Source organism: Leisingera sp. M523 (genome assembly GCF_025141335.1).
Classification (GTDB): domain Bacteria; phylum Pseudomonadota; class Alphaproteobacteria; order Rhodobacterales; family Rhodobacteraceae; genus Leisingera.
On record NZ_CP081036.1, the window covers coordinates 3,083,018 to 3,097,563 of the forward strand.

A 14,546-nucleotide genomic window follows, 5' to 3' on the forward strand; every position below is an offset into this window, starting at 1 on the left:
ATTTCTTCTGTGCGGGATAAAGTGAGAGGCTGGACATCGACCCAAGCGGGGCTCGTTGTGGCTGCTTCCTTCCGGATCTGACCAGGTTGGCGAGGCGCCTGCCCGCGCCAACCTCTCGAATCCCGATATAAGCGCCGCCGCCGGGAATGGCAAGTGCCCCGCCTGCCCTGCCTTCTGCGTTTTAAAGCTGCAGCTGCAATTCCAGAAAGCCGCCGCTGCTGTGCCCTCGCGGTTCAGCCAGCCCGGCAGGCAGTTCCTCCAGATACCCGATGGCGCCCGGCCCGGTAACGGCAACCGCGCGGGTGCCGGGCACCGGCGCCAGTTGCCAGGGATAGGGTGCCTCTGCCAGCGGATCGGCGGGCAGCCGCCCGGCGATATAGTCGCGGATTGCCTGGCGGATCCGCATCGGCGGCAATGGCAGTTCTTTGGCCTCGCGCAGCATGCTGAAGCTGCCGCCGCCGCTGACCCGGTAGCTGTTGGCCGCAACCGCAAAATGCTGGGCAGGATCCACCGCCCGGCCGTTCCAGCACAGGTTCCGGATCCGCCGGGCGCTGGGATTGATCCGCACGCCCGCTGCCGAGAACCGTGGCGGCTGGACTGGGTCTATCTGATAACTCAGCCCGAAAATCACATCGAAATTATGCCCTGCCCGCTGCGGGTCGGCCAGCAGCTGCCCGGAGCTGCCCGGCGTGATCCGGCTGAACAGCCCTGCCGACATTTCCAGCCAGTCCAGCAGCTGAGCACCGGTGACCTCGACCACCCGCAATTCATTGGGGAAGACCTGCAGATCAGCGATATTGCGGGCACAGAGATCCCCGGCCGCAATGTCGGTATAAAAATGCGGCCCGGAGCGGCCGCCGAATTTGCACGGTGCAACAGCCGACAGCAGCGGCAGGCTTTTTCCGGCGGCACTCTCAAGCAACGGCCGCACAGCAGCAGCCTGGGCGCTGCCCACCAGTGCCAGGCCGCGATCCGGCGCGAAGAAAGTAAAATAGGAATGCATCGCAACCGAGCTGTAGCCCGCGGGCTGGCGCATACGTTGCAAAGTGCGCGCGTGGTCTTCTGCCAGCGCCTCCGTAAAACCAGGGTCCTCCGGCACCAGCGGTTGGGCTGCCCCGGCTTCCCGGTGGCGGCCCGCCGGCTGCAGGTTGGCCGAGCCGCCGGCTGGCCGCCAGGCCCCGCTGTGATGCTCCAGTTTCAGCTTCAGAATACCCAGATGCGAGCCATGCGCTCCGGGCATCACGACGGGTTTGGCAAAGGGATGCGCGGAATCCGGCAGCGTCAGATGCGTGTGGCCGCCCACAACGGCATCAATTTCCGTCAGTGCGGCAAGCTGCTCCAGTTCATTTTCGCCGCGGCCCGCCCCGGCGTTACTGTCAATTCCCGTATGCGCCAGCGCCAGCACCAGATCGCAGCCCTGGGCCTTCAGCTGCCGGGCCTGGGCCGCGGCGGTTTCAACGATGCCGCCCGCGGCGAGTTGCTGCTGCAACGCCTTGCCGCACCAGATCAGGGTCTGCGGCGGCAGCACTGAAAACAGCCCGATCCGGACCGGTCGCAAACCGGGGCAGCCAGGCACCGCCCGCTCCAGCACCGCCCAGGGTACAAATGGCAGCCGAAGATCCGGCTGCCGCGCCGTCAGGCTTGAGCACAGCACCGGACATGGCACGTCTTTCAGAACGCCTGCCAGCGCCTCCAGGCCGAAATCAAAGTCATGATTGCCAAGTCCAACGGCATCATATTTCAAAAACCGGAATGCGCGCGCCAATGGATGGGGGCCTTTGGCGCCCGGCACGATGTCCCCCAGCGGCGACCCCTGGAAGCCGTCGCCGTTATCGACCAGAAGGCAGGCCGCGCCCAGGCGGTCAGCCTCAGCCCGCGCGCGGTTGATCAAGGTGGCAGCGCGGGACAGGCCGATAGCCCCGTCCGGGCGGTCGGCATAATAATCATGGCTCAGCAGATTGCAGTGCAGGTCCGTAGTGGCCAGCACGTGCAGCAGCCCGGTGGTGGCCCGGGATTGCGAGGCGCGCGCCCCGCTTGTCATGTCCGATATTCCGCTGACACTGCCTGCTGCCGCTCCTTCCCGCACCATTTGGTGCCGTTCTTGTTTTGCGGCTATTTGAATCAGCGTTTTAACGATTTGCAAAGAACCCTTTTTGCTGCATTTGATTTTTTCCTGCTGCCGAGGCTTCAAAGGGGCCGGCGCGCCCTGCCCAGCAGTGAAAAGCCGCAATTCCCACCCGCCAGGTGTGGCGGTGCAGTGACAGGCAAGCGCAGATCGCTGCCGATTGCTGGCAACGCCTGCGGCACGCTGCCATGGATGGCGCTATTTCATCCATGGCACCCAAAAGAAACCGCAGCCAGCCAAAGGAGAGCCGCAATGAAACACGCAGAACAAGTGACATTCGGCGGCGGCGGCGGGCTGGAGCGGGCGGCCCATCTGCGTACGGATACCGCAGCGCTGGAAGCGGCCTGGATCAGCCCGGAGGCCCAGGTGCTGCTGATGTGGCGCGGCAAGCCGCTGACCCGGCGCGAAACAGATGCGCATCTGCCCTGCGGGCTGGGCTGGACCGATCCGGCGCATCCGCTGGCCGCTGGCTGCAAGGATGCCGCATTGTTTCTTGGCCTGGCACCCGGCGGCGCGCCATGTTTTGCCTGTGATATCAGCGGCTGGCAGCCCGAAATCCTGGATCAGGAAGCGCTCAGCAGTTTTGCCGATGCCAGCGAGCAGCAGCACCCTGATCTGCCCGCGTCCCAAGTCTTTGCCGAGCTGCGCCGGGTGATGACCCGCCTCACACCGCTGGAGGCGGAACTGGCTGCCACTGCCAAGGCGCTGCTGGCCTGGCACCGCAGCCACCGGTTTTGCGCAGCTTGCGGCGCGCCCAGCGATTTGGCGCAGGCAGGCTGGCAGCGGATCTGCCCCGCCTGCAAGGCACCTCATTTCCCACGCACCGACCCGGTGGTGATCATGCTGATCACCCATGGCGATGCTGTGCTGATGGGCCGGTCCCCCGGCTGGCCCGAGGGGATGTATTCGCTGCTGGCAGGTTTTGTCGAACCGGGTGAGACGCTGGAAGCAGCCGTGCGCCGCGAAACTTTTGAAGAAACCGGCGTGCAGGTCGGGCGGGTCAGCTACCTGTCGAGCCAGCCCTGGGCCTTTCCGATGTCGCTGATGTTCGGCTGCGCGGGCGAGGCGCTGAGCACGGAGATCACCATCGACCCGGCTGAGATCGAAGACGCGCTGTGGGTCAGCCGCCAGGACATGATGACGGTCTTTGCCGGCGAACACCCGGTTCTAAAGCCGTCACGTCAGGGGGCAATTGCGCATTTTCTGCTCAAGAACTGGCTTGCGGACACCCTGGACTAAATAGCATATTGCCGAAAACGGCGCGCCGGCACGGCAGCGCAACCAAAGCAGGCGCGCATGGAATTTCAAAGCAAAGAAGATATCGAAGCCCCGATTGCCGACGTCTTTGGCGCGGTCTCCGATTTCGGACTGCTGGAGCGCTCGGCCCTGCGGCGCGGCATCGACGTGCAGCGGACCGGCGACACCGCCCATCCGGAAAACGGCCTGGCCTGGGATATCGGCTTTCGGTTTCGCGGCAAGCAGCGCGACATCAGGCTGACGCTGGCGTCTTATACCCCGGTCACCGGGCTGGCGCTGACCGGCAGCGGCAGCGGCCTGGACGGCCAGCTTGAGGTTGAGCTGCTGGCGCTGTCGCCGCGGCGGACCCGGATGTCGGTGCAATTGAAGCTGGCGCCGACCACCCTGACCGGCCGGCTGCTGGTGCAATCGCTGAAACTGGCCCGCAGCAACCTCACCCGCCGGTTCAAGCTGCGGCTGGCCGACTATGCCCGGATCACCGAGGAACGGCTGAACCGCTCCGCCTGATCCCAAGGTTTGGCGGGGCGCCGTGCTATTGCGGCGGCAGCAGCCGCGGCCACAGGGCCGCATTGGCGCGGGCAAAGGCGCCCAGGTGGCCAATCTTCTGCACGCCCGCCTCCTGCGGCACCAGCACAGTCCGCCGCTGCGGCACATCGCCAAAGACGTCCCCCAGCCGCCAAACGGCCGCGGGCGGCACAACGCCGTCATCCGCCATCGCATACAAATCCACCGGCACGCCGGTGCCTGCCCATTTGGGCCGCGGCAAGGCCAAGCCGGTTTCCGGCAGGTAGCTGCCGGGCGTGGTGCACCAGCGCCGCCACTGCCAGTACACTCCGGCAGGCAAATCGGCCCCGAACCCCACCGCGCGCCCGGGCAGATAGCCCAAGGCACGGACCAATGGCGGCACATGGCCGAACCAGAAAGCCAGCGCCAGCGCGCGGTAGGGCCAGGGATGATCGTGGTGATGCACCAAGCCGCCCGCAACCACGATCATGCGGGCGACGTCCTTCAGGCCATCCTGCAGGGGCATCAGCATTGCCCCCAGAGAATGGCCGATCACCCACAACGGCACGCCCGCATAGTGCCGTTGCAGTTCGGCCCTGGCGGCTGGCTGATCTTCCAGCGCCCATTGAACCATTGTTACGTCGGAATGGCGCGGATGGCCCCGCGCCGAGTCTCCGAAATCCCGGTAGTCATAGGTCAGGCAGGCCACTTGCTGCTCTGCTGCCAGCCAGCGCGCGAAATGCCGGTAAAAGCGCTGCGGCACCCCGGTTGCGCCATTCAGCACCACTGCTGCCCGCGCCGGCCCCGCAGGGTGGTACAGCCGCCCGGCCAGCATGTGGGTGCCAGATGCAAACCGCAGGGCCTCCTCGCGGATAACCGCGTTATGTTCTGCGCTTTTGTCCAGCATGGCAGCCTCCTGAGTCGTTTGACCTAGACCGATTGGTCTAATTCATCTCTGGACCAATCGGTCCAATGCTGTCAAGTTGCCGCCATGAATGACGTAACGACAGCCAAGGCAGGCGGGACCAGCCTGCCCCCAACCCGCGAGCGGCTGATCCGCGCCGCCGTCGGCCTGTTCCGCAACAAGGGCTACAGCGGCACCGGGCTGGCGGAACTGCTGGCTGAGGCGGGGGCGCCCAAGGGCTCGCTTTATCACCATTTCCCCAGTGGCAAATCCGATCTGGCCCTGGCCGCAGCGGATTGGGCGTCAGGGCAGATGCTGCTGCTGATAGAGGCATCTTTCACCCCGGCGCCCACCTTTCGGGAGGGGGCCAAGACGGTCTGTTACAAACTCGCCAAGCTGTTTGACAAACAAGGAAAATGGAGCGGCTGCCCGGTTTCGGCTACCCTGTTCGAAGGGCCGGAGAACGAGGCGTTCCACCAGCACGCCGCGCATCTGTTCGAGGGCTGGATTACTGAAACCACCCGCCACGCCCGCCGCCTGGGCCTGCCCGAACCTGAGGCCCGCGCGGCGGCGGAGAATTTCTACATCCTGCTGCAGGGCGGCTGGCAGCTGGCCCGGGTGCGGCGCGACTCGGATGTGATCCGGGGGCTGTATTTGCAGATGCAGAAAAACAATTGACGACTCGGGCACCCAACCGCTACCGCTTGTGCTGATGGTTCCCGTGCCACAGAATCTTGTGTCCGGGATGAAAAGGGAACACGGTGCGGCCTGCGCAAGCTGGCCCAGTCCGAGACTGCCCCCGCAACTGTAAGCGGCGAGCGACCCCGATAGAGCCACTGGCCCTCGAAACGAGGCCGGGAAGGATCGGGAAAGCATCGACCCGCAAGTCAGGAGACCTGCCATCAGACGTGTAACTCGAACCCGGGCGGGGTGTCCGGACAGGGTCTGATGGCTGCGGCGGCTGTGATCCGTCTTTCATCCGGTCTCTTGTCCCCATGACCCCCGTGCCACGCGCGGAGGGCGCAGATATGATGTGGACCGACCAGACGCATTTCTATGCGGCAACAGATTGCAAGTATTTGGGGCGCCCCTGCCCCGCGGCACAGCGGATGATCACCAAACTGGCCGAGGCGATGACCAAGGCAAAACCGCTGACGCAAGACGATTTCGAGATCACCGGCACCACCGCACTGGACGGCTGCCCGCGCAGCTGCCCGGCGCAGTTTGCCGCCGGCCACGACCGGATCCGGCTGTATTGCGGTGTCGGTGAAGAGGCGCCGCGCGAGGGGCTGGACCGCTTTGCCGATGCCATCCTCAGCCGCGACGGCACCGGTTTTGCGGCCTCGAAACTGGACGCCCGCCCCTGCGCGCTGATGGAGGCGCTGCCGAAAACGGTGAACGCGCGGGAAGCAGAGCGGATGATGGCACTGTGATCCGCAACCCGAACGGGCTGGTGCGGTTCCCTGCGGCCCGAAACATATCCGGCTGACAGAAATGTGTTCGGCATCAGGCTGGCCCGTCTGCCTGATCGGCTCTAGGCAATTCCCGGTATTCAGACTTTATGCAAGGGGATTGCCAATGTTTAAGACCTTTCTGCCGGCCTGTGCTGTCATGAGTGCCTGCGCAACATTTGCCGCCGCCGAACAGCCGCTGTCCACCGGAGAGATCATGGACCTGCTGACCGGGAAAACGATTGAAGGGCTGCATTTCGAGAGCCATACCCGCCAGTATTTCTCGGAGTCCGGACTGACGCTCTGGATCAAGCAAGGCGACGCCGCCCCTTCGGAAGCACGTTATAAAATCGAAGACGGCCAGTACTGCTCCAGCTGGTCCGGATTATGGAACACACCGGAATGGGGCTACTATGCCATTGTGAAAGATGCGGAGCAGGGGCTTTACTATTTTCATGGTGAAAACTTCCGGGCGCCTTTTATCATCGGTAGAGGTTTTGATCTGAGCTTCGACTAGCCCCAGTGGCGGCGCTGGTCACCGCCCGGCAGCCTGCGCACCGGCACAGGCCCAATCCAGCTGCTCCTCCGTCTCGACCGCGCAGGGCCGTACCGCCCGCAGCCGGATCAGCGCCTGCGCCGGGGCTTCGCCGCATTCGATCATCAGCCGCAGCACCGCCATGCCGGAGCGCCCGCAGCCGCCCCTGCAATGCACCAGCACCCGGCCGCCGCCGGACAGTGCTTGCCGTGCAGACCGGCTGGCCGCCGCCCATTTCACCGCCACAGCGGGCGGCGGCACCTGGAAATCCGGCACCGGCAGGTGCAGCCAGCGGCAGGCCATGCTTTGAATATCAATCCCCAGCCGCGGCACCCCGGCTGCTGCATGCTCGGCCTCGGTGGTCATTGAGATGACCAGCCCCGGCCTCCACTGATAGATCTGGATCAGGTCATTGCGGTAATCGCCTCCCGCCCCGGGCAGCGGGCATAGCGCCAGAATACCGCCGCCTGCTGACAGTGCGTGGATGGTCAGGCCTGCCGGCGCCGCGCCGTCCTGCGCCGCAGGTTCCGGGATATCCTCAGTTCGCATACCGCCTCCTTAGCCGCTGCGTTCCTGCATTTCCCCCGCAGTCCCCTGCCTTCGCAGCCTAAGCGTTAAGCAGGCAATCCCAAAGCTCTTTTGCGGCCCCGGGACGGCCCCATCGGCGGTGGACGAACGGGCTGCGCTTCAATACCCTGCGCGGAACGCGAAACACCCCGCATCCCGAATCCGGCACGAGACATCATGAACGATACCCCCAGCGGCACCTCCGGCGCATCCGGCCAATCCCAATACCAGGTTCTGGCGCGTAAATACCGGCCCGAAACCTTTGCCGATCTGGTGGGGCAGGACGCCATGGTGCGGACGCTGAAAAACGCCTTTGCCGCTGACCGGATTGCCCAGGCCTTTATTATGACCGGCATCCGCGGCACCGGTAAAACCACCACCGCGCGGATTATCGCCAAGGGCATGAACTGCATCGGTGCGGACGGCCAGGGCGGCCCCACCACTGATCCGTGCGGCCAGTGCGAGCATTGCACCGCGATCATGGAAGGCCGCCATGTCGATGTGATGGAGATGGACGCGGCGTCGCGCACCGGCGTCAACGACATCCGCGAGATCATCGACAGCGTGCAGTACCGCGCCGCCTCGGCCCGCTACAAGATCTACATCATTGACGAAGTCCACATGCTGTCGACCAGCGCCTTCAATGCGCTGCTGAAGACGCTGGAGGAACCGCCCGCGCATGTGAAGTTCATCTTTGCCACCACCGAGATCCGCAAGGTGCCGGTGACGGTGCTGTCGCGCTGCCAGCGGTTTGATCTGCGCCGCATTGAACCCGAAGTGATGATCGCGCTGCTGCAAAAGATTGCCGGCGCTGAAAACGCCCGGATCGCCGAGGATGCGCTGGCGCTGATCACCCGCGCCGCCGAAGGTTCCGCCCGCGACGCGACCTCACTGCTGGATCAGGCGATTTCCCATGGCGCCGGAGAGACCACCGCCGACCAGGTGCGCGCTATGCTGGGCCTTGCTGACCGGGGCCGGGTTCTGGATCTGATGGACATGATCCTGCGCGGCGATGCGGCGGCGGCGCTGACTGAACTCAGCGGCCAGTATGCCGAGGGCGCCGACCCGCTGGCGGTGCTGCGCGATCTGGCCGAGATCACCCATTGGGTCTCGGTGGTGAAGATCACGCCGGATGCCGCCGAAGACCCCACCGTCAGCCCAGATGAACGCGCCCGCGGCAGGGCAATGGCGGATGCGCTGGCGATGCGCGTCCTCACCCGGATGTGGCAAATGCTGCTGAAAGCGCTGGAGGAAGTCGCCGCTGCCCCCAATGCGATGATGGCCGCCGAGATGGCGGTGATCCGCCTGACCCATGTGGCCGACCTGCCCAGCCCCGAAGAACTGATCCGTAAGCTGCAGGACACCCCGCCGCCGCCGCCGAATGGCCCTGGCGGCGGAGTGCCTATGCAGGGCATGGGCGGCCCGGCTCTGGGCGGCGGAGGCGGCAACGCGCCCGCCGGTTATGGCGGCCAACCTGGTCCCGCAGGCGGCGCGCCGGTGGCGCATGGCGGCGGCGGCACTATGGCGGCACTGGCGCCGCAGGTCAGCTCAGCACTGGCGCGCTATCCGTCCTTTGAACATGTGGTCGAGCTGATCCGCACCAACCGCGATGTGAAACTGCTGGTCGAGGTCGAGGGCGGCGTGCGTCTGGTCTCCTACCAGCCGGGACGGATCGAATTCACCCCGTCCTCGCAGGCGCCGCGCGATTTGGCGGCGCGGCTTGGCACGGCGCTGCAAAACTGGACCGGTGCGCGCTGGGTGGTGTCGATCGCGCCCGACGGCGACGCGGCCACCATTGCCGAAGTCCGAGACGCAGCTGAAAACGCCCTGCGCGAGAAAGCCGCCGCCCATCCGCTGGTGCAGGCGGTGCTGGAAAGCTTCCCCAAGGCAAAGATCAAACGCATCCGCACCGCGCAGGAGCTGGCCGCAGAAGTCGCCGCCGAGGCCCTGCCCGAGGTGGAGGATGAATGGGACCCGTTCGAGGATGGGTGATATCCCTAAAGTTCGCTCTCAGTCCGAAATTCTTTCTGACGTGAAGTCCTTAGCCATTGAATATTATCGAAATTTTAACAAGCCGCTTGGCGTGACTGGTGAAATTGCAGAAGTAGAGGCCGCCCAGGCACTTGCGCTTGGACTGGCAGAAGCCCGCAGTCCTGGCTTTGACGCCGTTAGGACCTGCAACGGCAGGCATCAAACAATTCAGATCAAAGGGCGATGGAAAGCTGACGGAAAAAATTGGGGCAGGGTCTCTTCAATCAACACAAACCATGACTTTGATTTTGCCATGCTTGTTTTGATGCACAAGGGGTACGAGCTTTATGGCATTTGGGAAGCCCCGAAGGAAAAAGTTCGTGAGTTTCTAGACAGGCCTGGGTCCAAGGCCAGAAATTCCAGACGCTCAATGTCAGTTTCCCAGTTCATTTCTATCGGCACCAGGGTTTGGCCGAGAGAGTAACCTCTCCCCTCTTGTTTCGCAGCCCCGCGGCCCGTATCTGTGCCCCGAACCGGAATCTCAGGAGATGACAGATGCTCAAAGGCCTCGGCGGCCTTGGCGATATGGCCAAGATGATGAAATCGGCACAGGAACTGCAGGGCAAAATGGCCCAGATGCAGGAAGAGCTGCACAATGTGATGGTAACGGGCGAGGCCGGCGCCGGCCTGGTCAAGGCCACGGCGTCCGCCAAGGGTGACCTCAAAGGCCTGGATATTGACCCGTCGATCTTCAATGGCGATGACAAGGAAGTGGTCGAGGACCTGATCCTGGCCGCGATCAAGGACGCCCAGGCCAAGGCTGCGGAAAAAGCGCAGGAAGAGATGGCCAAGCTGACCGAAAGCATGGGTCTGCCCAAGGACATCAAGCTGCCGTTCTAAGCGCTGCCAGCTTTACCGATCTAAAGGCGGCCCGTCAGGAGCCGCCTTTTTCTTTGCCTCGTTCAAGCTGTTTCCAATCGGAATTTCAGAAAACGCTGCCCCTCATGCAGCACTTCATCGGTTTGCACCGCGCCCAGCCGCACCAGCGGCCGCAGATGGTGCCGCGTCGGCGGCAGCAGGAAAGTCACATGAGGGATGCGCGGATCGAGGCGGGCAAACGCCAGCGCTTGCCGGGCAATGGCCGGGCCCAGCCCAAAACAGCCGGGCCGCAATACCAGCCCAAAATCCCATTCCTCGCCCTCTTTCTGAAACCCGCCCCAGCCAAGATATTGACCTTTCTGCACAAACGCCCAATGACCCAGGCCATCCCTTTGCCAGCAGTTCTCCTTGGCGGTAACAAAGGCTCTGGCAGTTTCTTCGTCCCAGGGGCCTGTCAGCAGCGGCATATGCTCTGCCATCCGCGGATCTGACATGTGGCGGGCAATCTCCTGCGGCGCGATCCCGGTCAGCCGGGCAAAACGCACCGGGTGCTGGGTGTTGTCCTGCCGTCCCATTGCCGCCCCTTTTCCTTCCTGCGCAAGATGTGCTGAAACAGATACGCCCTGCCGCCCGCCAGCTCAATTGCCCTTACCCTGGCAGGTGCCGAGGCAAAACAAACCCTGAACATTTTGCAGCCCTGCCCTTGCGCTTTCCTGCTGCAATCAGCCTATATGGCACAGCACACAAAGGCCCGGGGCATGATCAGAAATTCCACCAGCGATATCGAAGACCTGATTGCCCTGATGGCCAAGCTGCCGGGGCTCGGCCCGCGGTCCGCCCGCCGGGCGGTGCTGCATCTGATCCGCAAGCGGGCGCTGCTGCTGACGCCCCTGGCCGATGTGATGACCGAGGTCGCCGCCACCGCGCGCGAATGCCTCAACTGCGGCAATATCGGCACCAGCGAGATCTGCCCGCTTTGCACCGACCCGGAACGCGCCAATGGCGAGCTGTGCGTGGTCGAGGATGTGGCCGACCTTTGGGCGATGGAGCGCTCAGGCGATTTCAAGGGCCGCTACCACGTGCTGGGCGGCACCCTGTCGGCGCTGGACGCGGTGGGGCCGGAAGATCTGCGTATCCCGCGGCTCGCGGACCGGGTTGCAACCGAAGGTATCAGCGAGGTGATCCTAGCGCTGAACGCCACCATCGACGGCCAGACCACGGCGCATTACATCGCCGACCAGCTGCAGGGGCAGGTCAGGCTCACCTCGCTGGCGCAGGGCGTGCCAATCGGCGGTGAGCTGGACTATCTGGATGACGGCACGATCTCTGCAGCGCTCAGGGCGCGGAAGGAAATCTGACGGTGCAGCCGGGCGCAAAATTCTTCAAAGAATTTTGGCCGGAAAATTCGAATTTTCCGGAGCCACGCCCGCCATTGTTTTTCAGCCGTAGAAACTCTTTAACCCTTGCACCGCGCGGTCCAAGGCGCCGTTATCCACATCTTTGTGCAGCACCATGCGGATGGCGCCGGAACTGCCGCCACCGATTACAACGCCCTCAGATGCCAAATGCATCCGCAAGGCATCATTGCGCCCTTCCTTCGGCGTGAAGAACACCATGTTGGTGGCCTGGGAAACCTCCCCTGCCCCCAAACCGCGCAGCACATCCGCCAGTTCCGCCGCGCGGTCATGGTCCTGCGCCAGCCGCTCCACGTTGTGCTCCAGCGCGTAAAGCGCCGCCGCCGCCAGCACGCCTGCCTGCCGCATGCCGCCGCCCAGCATCTTGCGCCAGCGCCGCGCCTTGGCAATCAGGTCTGCAGGCCCCGCCAAAACCGACCCGGCCGGCGTGCCCAGCCCTTTGGAAAGGCAAATGGACACCGTATCCATCAGCCCGGCCAGCGCCGCTTCCGAACACCCCAGCGCCACCGTCGCATTAAAGAACCGCGCGCCGTCCAGATGCACCGCCAGCCCTGCCGTCCGGCCCGCCGTCGCCGCCGCCGCCATATCCGCCAGGGGCACTGCAAGCCCGTTATGAGTGTTCTCCAGCGACAGCAGACGGCTCACGGCCAGATGGCTGTCATCCGCCTTGACCGCCCCGGCAATCACCTCCGGGTCCAGCGCGCCATCGTCCCGCACCGGCACCGGGCACAGCGATATCCCGCCCAGCACCGAGGCCCCCGCGGCCTCATAGGCATAGACGTGGTAACCCGCGCCCAGGATGATCTCTTCGCCGCGCTGGCAATGGGCCAGCAGGCCCGCCAGGTTGCTCATGGTGCCGGTCGGCAGGAACAGTGCCGCTTCCTTGCCCAGACGCTCGGCCAGCACGGCCTCCAGCCGGTTCACCTGGGGATCTTCACCATAAACGTCATCGCCCAGCTCCGCCGCCTGGATCGCCCGCATCATGCCCGCATCGGGCCGCGTCAGCGTATCGCTGCGCAGATCGCAAAGGGCCGCATTGGCGCCCGCACCTGCCAATCCTGCGTATTGGCTCATTCCGTCACCTGATCATAGGCCAGCGCCGCCACGATATGCACCCGCCGGGTTTCGCCGCCGTTCAGCGCAGTGTGATAGCCGCGGGTATCGGTGAAATAGACCGAGCCATCGGCCGGCAGATGCGTGACGTGATGATTCACGATGAACAATGAGCCGGGGTTGGAGACCACCGGAATATGCAGCCGCGGCTCCGGGTCGCGGTGCCAGGAGTTGCAATTGTACAGCCCCTTGGACAGCACCCGCGTGCGCCCGATCGGAAACCGCTTGGCCAGCTCTGCGTGCACATGCTCGAAATAGGTGCCTGCGAATTTGGGATTGAATTCGGAAAAATCCACTTCCGGCACCAGATCCTCGCGCGGCTCTTCGACATAGCGGGTGTCGGCGCGCAGCCAGTAGCGGCCCGACAGGTCATTAGCGGTCCATTCGGTCTGACCCGGCCGCTGGGTCAGCGGCAGCGCGGCAAAGCCCTGGTCCTGCAAGCCGCCCATAAAGGCCTCGCGCTTCAGGCACTCCTCCAGCGCTTCCTGCAGCTTTTCGATGTCAAACTTCAGCTCCAGCCTCTGGATACCCGGTCCGGGCACAAACTCCGCCACCGATGCAGAATCCGGTATGGCGCCCATGGCCCTGGTGACAGCCTGCACATCGGCGTCGTTGATCTGCGGTTCAAAACTCATGTCGCGCGCTCCCATTCTTTGTGCTGATTGCAAGGGGTGATGCTTTGAATGCGATACTGGCAGGCCAAGAAGCCGGAAAAAAGCCGGGCTATTGCAATACATATTGCAAAAATTGCAACATATGGCAGGGTGCGGGCCATGCGCCGCAAGATCCCGCCCACCTCTGCCCTCCTGTGTTTCGAGGCTGCCGCCCGGGCCGGCAGCTTTGCCGGAGGAGCGCGGGAGATGAACCTGTCGCAAAGCGCCTTCAGCCGCCAGATCCAAAGCCTGGAGGTGCTGACCGGGCAAACCCTGTTCAAGCGTGAACGCCAGCGGGTGCAGCTCAGCGGTGCCGGACGGATGCTGCAGGAGGAGCTGGCACCGCAATTGGAAGCGCTGGAGGCCACCTTTTACCGGTTGCGCACCCGCGACAACCCATATGGCGCGCTCAATATCGGCACCTACCCGACACTGGGCAGCCGCTGGCTGATGCCGCGCCTGGCAACGCTGGCACAGGCGCAGCCGCGGCTGACAATCAATACCATCACCTATCTGGACAATAGCCAGGTGGACCCCAGCCTGGTGGATCTGGCCATCGTGCAGGGCGATCCGCCCTGGCCGGGCTTTCGCGCGGATCTGCTGATGCCAGAGACCCTGATTGCCGTTGCAGCACCGGATCTGCTGGATGGCCCGCTGCAATCCGCCGCCGGGCTTCTGGAGTTTCCAGCCCTGCAGCACAGCACCCGGCCGCTTAGCTGGCAGATTTGGTTCGAGGATCAGACCGGGAGCCTCGCCGCCCGTCCCACCGGGCCGTTGTTCAGCCAGTTCGAGATGCTGATCGACGCGGTGAAATACGGCCATGGCGTTGCCATTCTTCCGGAGCTGCTGGTGCTTCGGGAGCTGTCCGAGGGCACCCTGATCCAAGCCCATCCGCACCGCTGCACACCCGCCAGCGCCTATTATCTGCTGACACCCCAGGCCAAAACGGGCACCAGCCGGATCGAGCGGGTCCGCGACTGGCTGCTGCGTGACGCCAGAAGCCCTAGCGCAGGCTGACCAGCCATTGCCCGCAATAACCTGCAACAAAATGCGACATTTCTGCCGGGCGCACCCCGCCGCGCACCAGCGCGGCGCCGGGCCCAAGGCGGCCAAGGGGCCCCGTTAGGGGCACATGCGGGCGCGGGAGCCTTCCGCCAGCGCCAAAGCCGCCG

16 protein-coding genes, 1 other RNA gene and 1 riboswitch are annotated in these 14,546 nt (G+C 64.3%); of the genes, 10 read left to right on the forward strand and 7 right to left on the reverse strand.

Features of this window, described 5'->3' with window-relative positions; genetic code table 11:
• Positions 1 to 19: 19 nt before the first annotated feature.
• Both ffs and K3557_RS15215 read right to left on the reverse strand, forming a co-directional pair.
• An RNA gene (gene ffs, locus K3557_RS15210) (signal recognition particle sRNA small type) lies at positions 20 to 118 on the reverse strand.
• 63 nt (positions 119 to 181) lie between these two features.
• Positions 182 to 2,041, reverse strand: a complete 1,860-nt coding sequence (locus K3557_RS15215) for a 5'-nucleotidase C-terminal domain-containing protein (RefSeq protein ID WP_259994784.1) — start codon at positions 2,039 to 2,041, stop codon at positions 182 to 184.
• A gap of 336 nt (positions 2,042 to 2,377) precedes the next feature.
• Between K3557_RS15215 and nudC the strand changes: the two genes are divergently transcribed.
• Together nudC and K3557_RS15225 are read left to right on the forward strand one after the other, a co-directional pair.
• Positions 2,378 to 3,364, forward strand: coding sequence for an NAD(+) diphosphatase (gene nudC / locus K3557_RS15220; protein ID WP_259994785.1), 987 nt, complete (start codon positions 2,378 to 2,380; stop codon positions 3,362 to 3,364).
• Between the two features lie 57 nt (positions 3,365 to 3,421).
• On the forward strand, positions 3,422 to 3,889 hold the full coding sequence (locus K3557_RS15225) for an SRPBCC family protein (RefSeq protein ID WP_259994786.1): 468 nt from the start codon (positions 3,422 to 3,424) through the stop codon (positions 3,887 to 3,889).
• Between the two features lie 25 nt (positions 3,890 to 3,914).
• On the opposite strand, the gene K3557_RS15230 is transcribed toward K3557_RS15225, so the two are convergent.
• Complete coding sequence (locus K3557_RS15230) at positions 3,915 to 4,793, reverse strand: serine aminopeptidase domain-containing protein (protein ID WP_259994787.1); 879 nt, start codon at positions 4,791 to 4,793, stop codon at positions 3,915 to 3,917.
• A gap of 84 nt (positions 4,794 to 4,877) precedes the next feature.
• On the opposite strand from K3557_RS15230, the gene K3557_RS15235 reads away from it, so the two are divergent.
• From K3557_RS15235 to K3557_RS15245, 3 genes are all read left to right on the forward strand, one after another.
• Positions 4,878 to 5,468 (forward strand): TetR/AcrR family transcriptional regulator, encoded by a 591-nt coding sequence (locus K3557_RS15235; protein ID WP_259994788.1) that lies wholly within the window; start codon positions 4,878 to 4,880, stop codon positions 5,466 to 5,468.
• An 18-nt stretch (positions 5,469 to 5,486) separates the two neighbouring features.
• A riboswitch (cobalamin riboswitch) is annotated at positions 5,487 to 5,709 on the forward strand.
• A gap of 109 nt (positions 5,710 to 5,818) precedes the next feature.
• Positions 5,819 to 6,223: a hypothetical protein gene (locus K3557_RS15240; protein WP_259994789.1), complete on the forward strand. Its 405-nt coding sequence runs from the start codon at positions 5,819 to 5,821 to the stop codon at positions 6,221 to 6,223.
• A gap of 145 nt (positions 6,224 to 6,368) precedes the next feature.
• A complete protein-coding gene (locus K3557_RS15245; RefSeq protein WP_259994790.1) occupies positions 6,369 to 6,758 on the forward strand; it encodes a hypothetical protein in 390 nt (129 codons plus the stop codon).
• An 18-nt stretch (positions 6,759 to 6,776) separates the two neighbouring features.
• On the opposite strand, the gene K3557_RS15250 is transcribed toward K3557_RS15245, so the two are convergent.
• Positions 6,777 to 7,325, reverse strand: coding sequence for a protein-tyrosine phosphatase family protein (locus tag K3557_RS15250; protein WP_259994791.1), 549 nt, complete (start codon positions 7,323 to 7,325; stop codon positions 6,777 to 6,779).
• 195 nt (positions 7,326 to 7,520) lie between these two features.
• Here K3557_RS15250 and K3557_RS15255 point away from each other — a divergent pair, with 195 nt between their 5' ends.
• The 3 genes from K3557_RS15255 to K3557_RS15265 all read left to right on the forward strand — a co-directional run bounded on the left by K3557_RS15255 (position 7,521) and on the right by K3557_RS15265 (position 10,214).
• Positions 7,521 to 9,335: a DNA polymerase III subunit gamma/tau gene (locus K3557_RS15255; protein WP_259994793.1), complete on the forward strand. Its 1,815-nt coding sequence runs from the start codon at positions 7,521 to 7,523 to the stop codon at positions 9,333 to 9,335.
• Positions 9,328 to 9,798, forward strand: coding sequence for a DUF6998 domain-containing protein (locus K3557_RS15260; protein ID WP_259994794.1), 471 nt, complete (start codon positions 9,328 to 9,330; stop codon positions 9,796 to 9,798). Before K3557_RS15255 ends, K3557_RS15260 begins: the two co-directional genes overlap by 8 nt.
• Positions 9,799 to 9,869: 71 nt before the next feature.
• Positions 9,870 to 10,214: a YbaB/EbfC family nucleoid-associated protein gene (locus K3557_RS15265; RefSeq protein ID WP_024088825.1), complete on the forward strand. Its 345-nt coding sequence runs from the start codon at positions 9,870 to 9,872 to the stop codon at positions 10,212 to 10,214.
• 62 nt (positions 10,215 to 10,276) lie between these two features.
• Here K3557_RS15265 and K3557_RS15270 read toward each other — a convergent pair whose 3' ends face one another.
• Positions 10,277 to 10,768: a GNAT family N-acetyltransferase gene (locus K3557_RS15270; RefSeq protein ID WP_259994795.1), complete on the reverse strand. Its 492-nt coding sequence runs from the start codon at positions 10,766 to 10,768 to the stop codon at positions 10,277 to 10,279.
• Between the two features lie 183 nt (positions 10,769 to 10,951).
• Between K3557_RS15270 and recR the strand changes: the two genes are divergently transcribed.
• The gene (gene recR, locus K3557_RS15275) at positions 10,952 to 11,551 is read left to right on the forward strand and encodes a recombination mediator RecR (protein WP_129369737.1); all 600 of its coding nucleotides are present in this window, start codon (positions 10,952 to 10,954) and stop codon (positions 11,549 to 11,551) included.
• 81 nt (positions 11,552 to 11,632) lie between these two features.
• Here recR and ltaE read toward each other — a convergent pair whose 3' ends face one another.
• A complete protein-coding gene (gene ltaE, locus K3557_RS15280; RefSeq protein ID WP_259994796.1) occupies positions 11,633 to 12,682 on the reverse strand; it encodes a low-specificity L-threonine aldolase in 1,050 nt (349 codons plus the stop codon).
• Entirely contained in the window at positions 12,679 to 13,356 is a 678-nt protein-coding gene (locus K3557_RS15285; protein ID WP_259994797.1) for a hypothetical protein, read from the reverse strand. The genes ltaE and K3557_RS15285 overlap by 4 nt, the downstream gene beginning before the upstream one ends.
• A 138-nt stretch (positions 13,357 to 13,494) precedes the next feature.
• On the opposite strand from K3557_RS15285, the gene K3557_RS15290 reads away from it, so the two are divergent.
• Complete coding sequence (locus K3557_RS15290) at positions 13,495 to 14,391, forward strand: LysR substrate-binding domain-containing protein (RefSeq protein WP_259994798.1); 897 nt, start codon at positions 13,495 to 13,497, stop codon at positions 14,389 to 14,391.
• Positions 14,392 to 14,546: the final 155 nt, after the last annotated feature.

Bases quoted from the DNA above. Each gene is read 5' to 3' on its own strand.
- K3557_RS15215 (WP_259994784.1), bottom strand. From the start codon at position 2,041: ATGACAAGCGGGGCGCGCGCCTCGCAATCCCGGGCCACCACCGGGCTG.
- nudC (WP_259994785.1), top strand. From the start codon at position 2,378: ATGAAACACGCAGAACAAGTGACATTCGGCGGCGGCGGCGGGCTGGAG.
- K3557_RS15225 (WP_259994786.1), top strand. From the start codon at position 3,422: ATGGAATTTCAAAGCAAAGAAGATATCGAAGCCCCGATTGCCGACGTC.
- K3557_RS15230 (WP_259994787.1), bottom strand. From the start codon at position 4,793: ATGCTGGACAAAAGCGCAGAACATAACGCGGTTATCCGCGAGGAGGCC.
- K3557_RS15235 (WP_259994788.1), top strand. From the start codon at position 4,878: ATGAATGACGTAACGACAGCCAAGGCAGGCGGGACCAGCCTGCCCCCA.
- K3557_RS15240 (WP_259994789.1), top strand. From the start codon at position 5,819: ATGATGTGGACCGACCAGACGCATTTCTATGCGGCAACAGATTGCAAG.
- K3557_RS15245 (WP_259994790.1), top strand. From the start codon at position 6,369: ATGTTTAAGACCTTTCTGCCGGCCTGTGCTGTCATGAGTGCCTGCGCA.
- K3557_RS15250 (WP_259994791.1), bottom strand. From the start codon at position 7,325: ATGCGAACTGAGGATATCCCGGAACCTGCGGCGCAGGACGGCGCGGCG.
- K3557_RS15255 (WP_259994793.1), top strand. From the start codon at position 7,521: ATGAACGATACCCCCAGCGGCACCTCCGGCGCATCCGGCCAATCCCAA.
- K3557_RS15260 (WP_259994794.1), top strand. From the start codon at position 9,328: ATGGGTGATATCCCTAAAGTTCGCTCTCAGTCCGAAATTCTTTCTGAC.
- K3557_RS15265 (WP_024088825.1), top strand. From the start codon at position 9,870: ATGCTCAAAGGCCTCGGCGGCCTTGGCGATATGGCCAAGATGATGAAA.
- K3557_RS15270 (WP_259994795.1), bottom strand. From the start codon at position 10,768: ATGGGACGGCAGGACAACACCCAGCACCCGGTGCGTTTTGCCCGGCTG.
- recR (WP_129369737.1), top strand. From the start codon at position 10,952: ATGATCAGAAATTCCACCAGCGATATCGAAGACCTGATTGCCCTGATG.
- ltaE (WP_259994796.1), bottom strand. From the start codon at position 12,682: ATGAGCCAATACGCAGGATTGGCAGGTGCGGGCGCCAATGCGGCCCTT.
- K3557_RS15285 (WP_259994797.1), bottom strand. From the start codon at position 13,356: ATGAGTTTTGAACCGCAGATCAACGACGCCGATGTGCAGGCTGTCACC.
- K3557_RS15290 (WP_259994798.1), top strand. From the start codon at position 13,495: ATGCGCCGCAAGATCCCGCCCACCTCTGCCCTCCTGTGTTTCGAGGCT.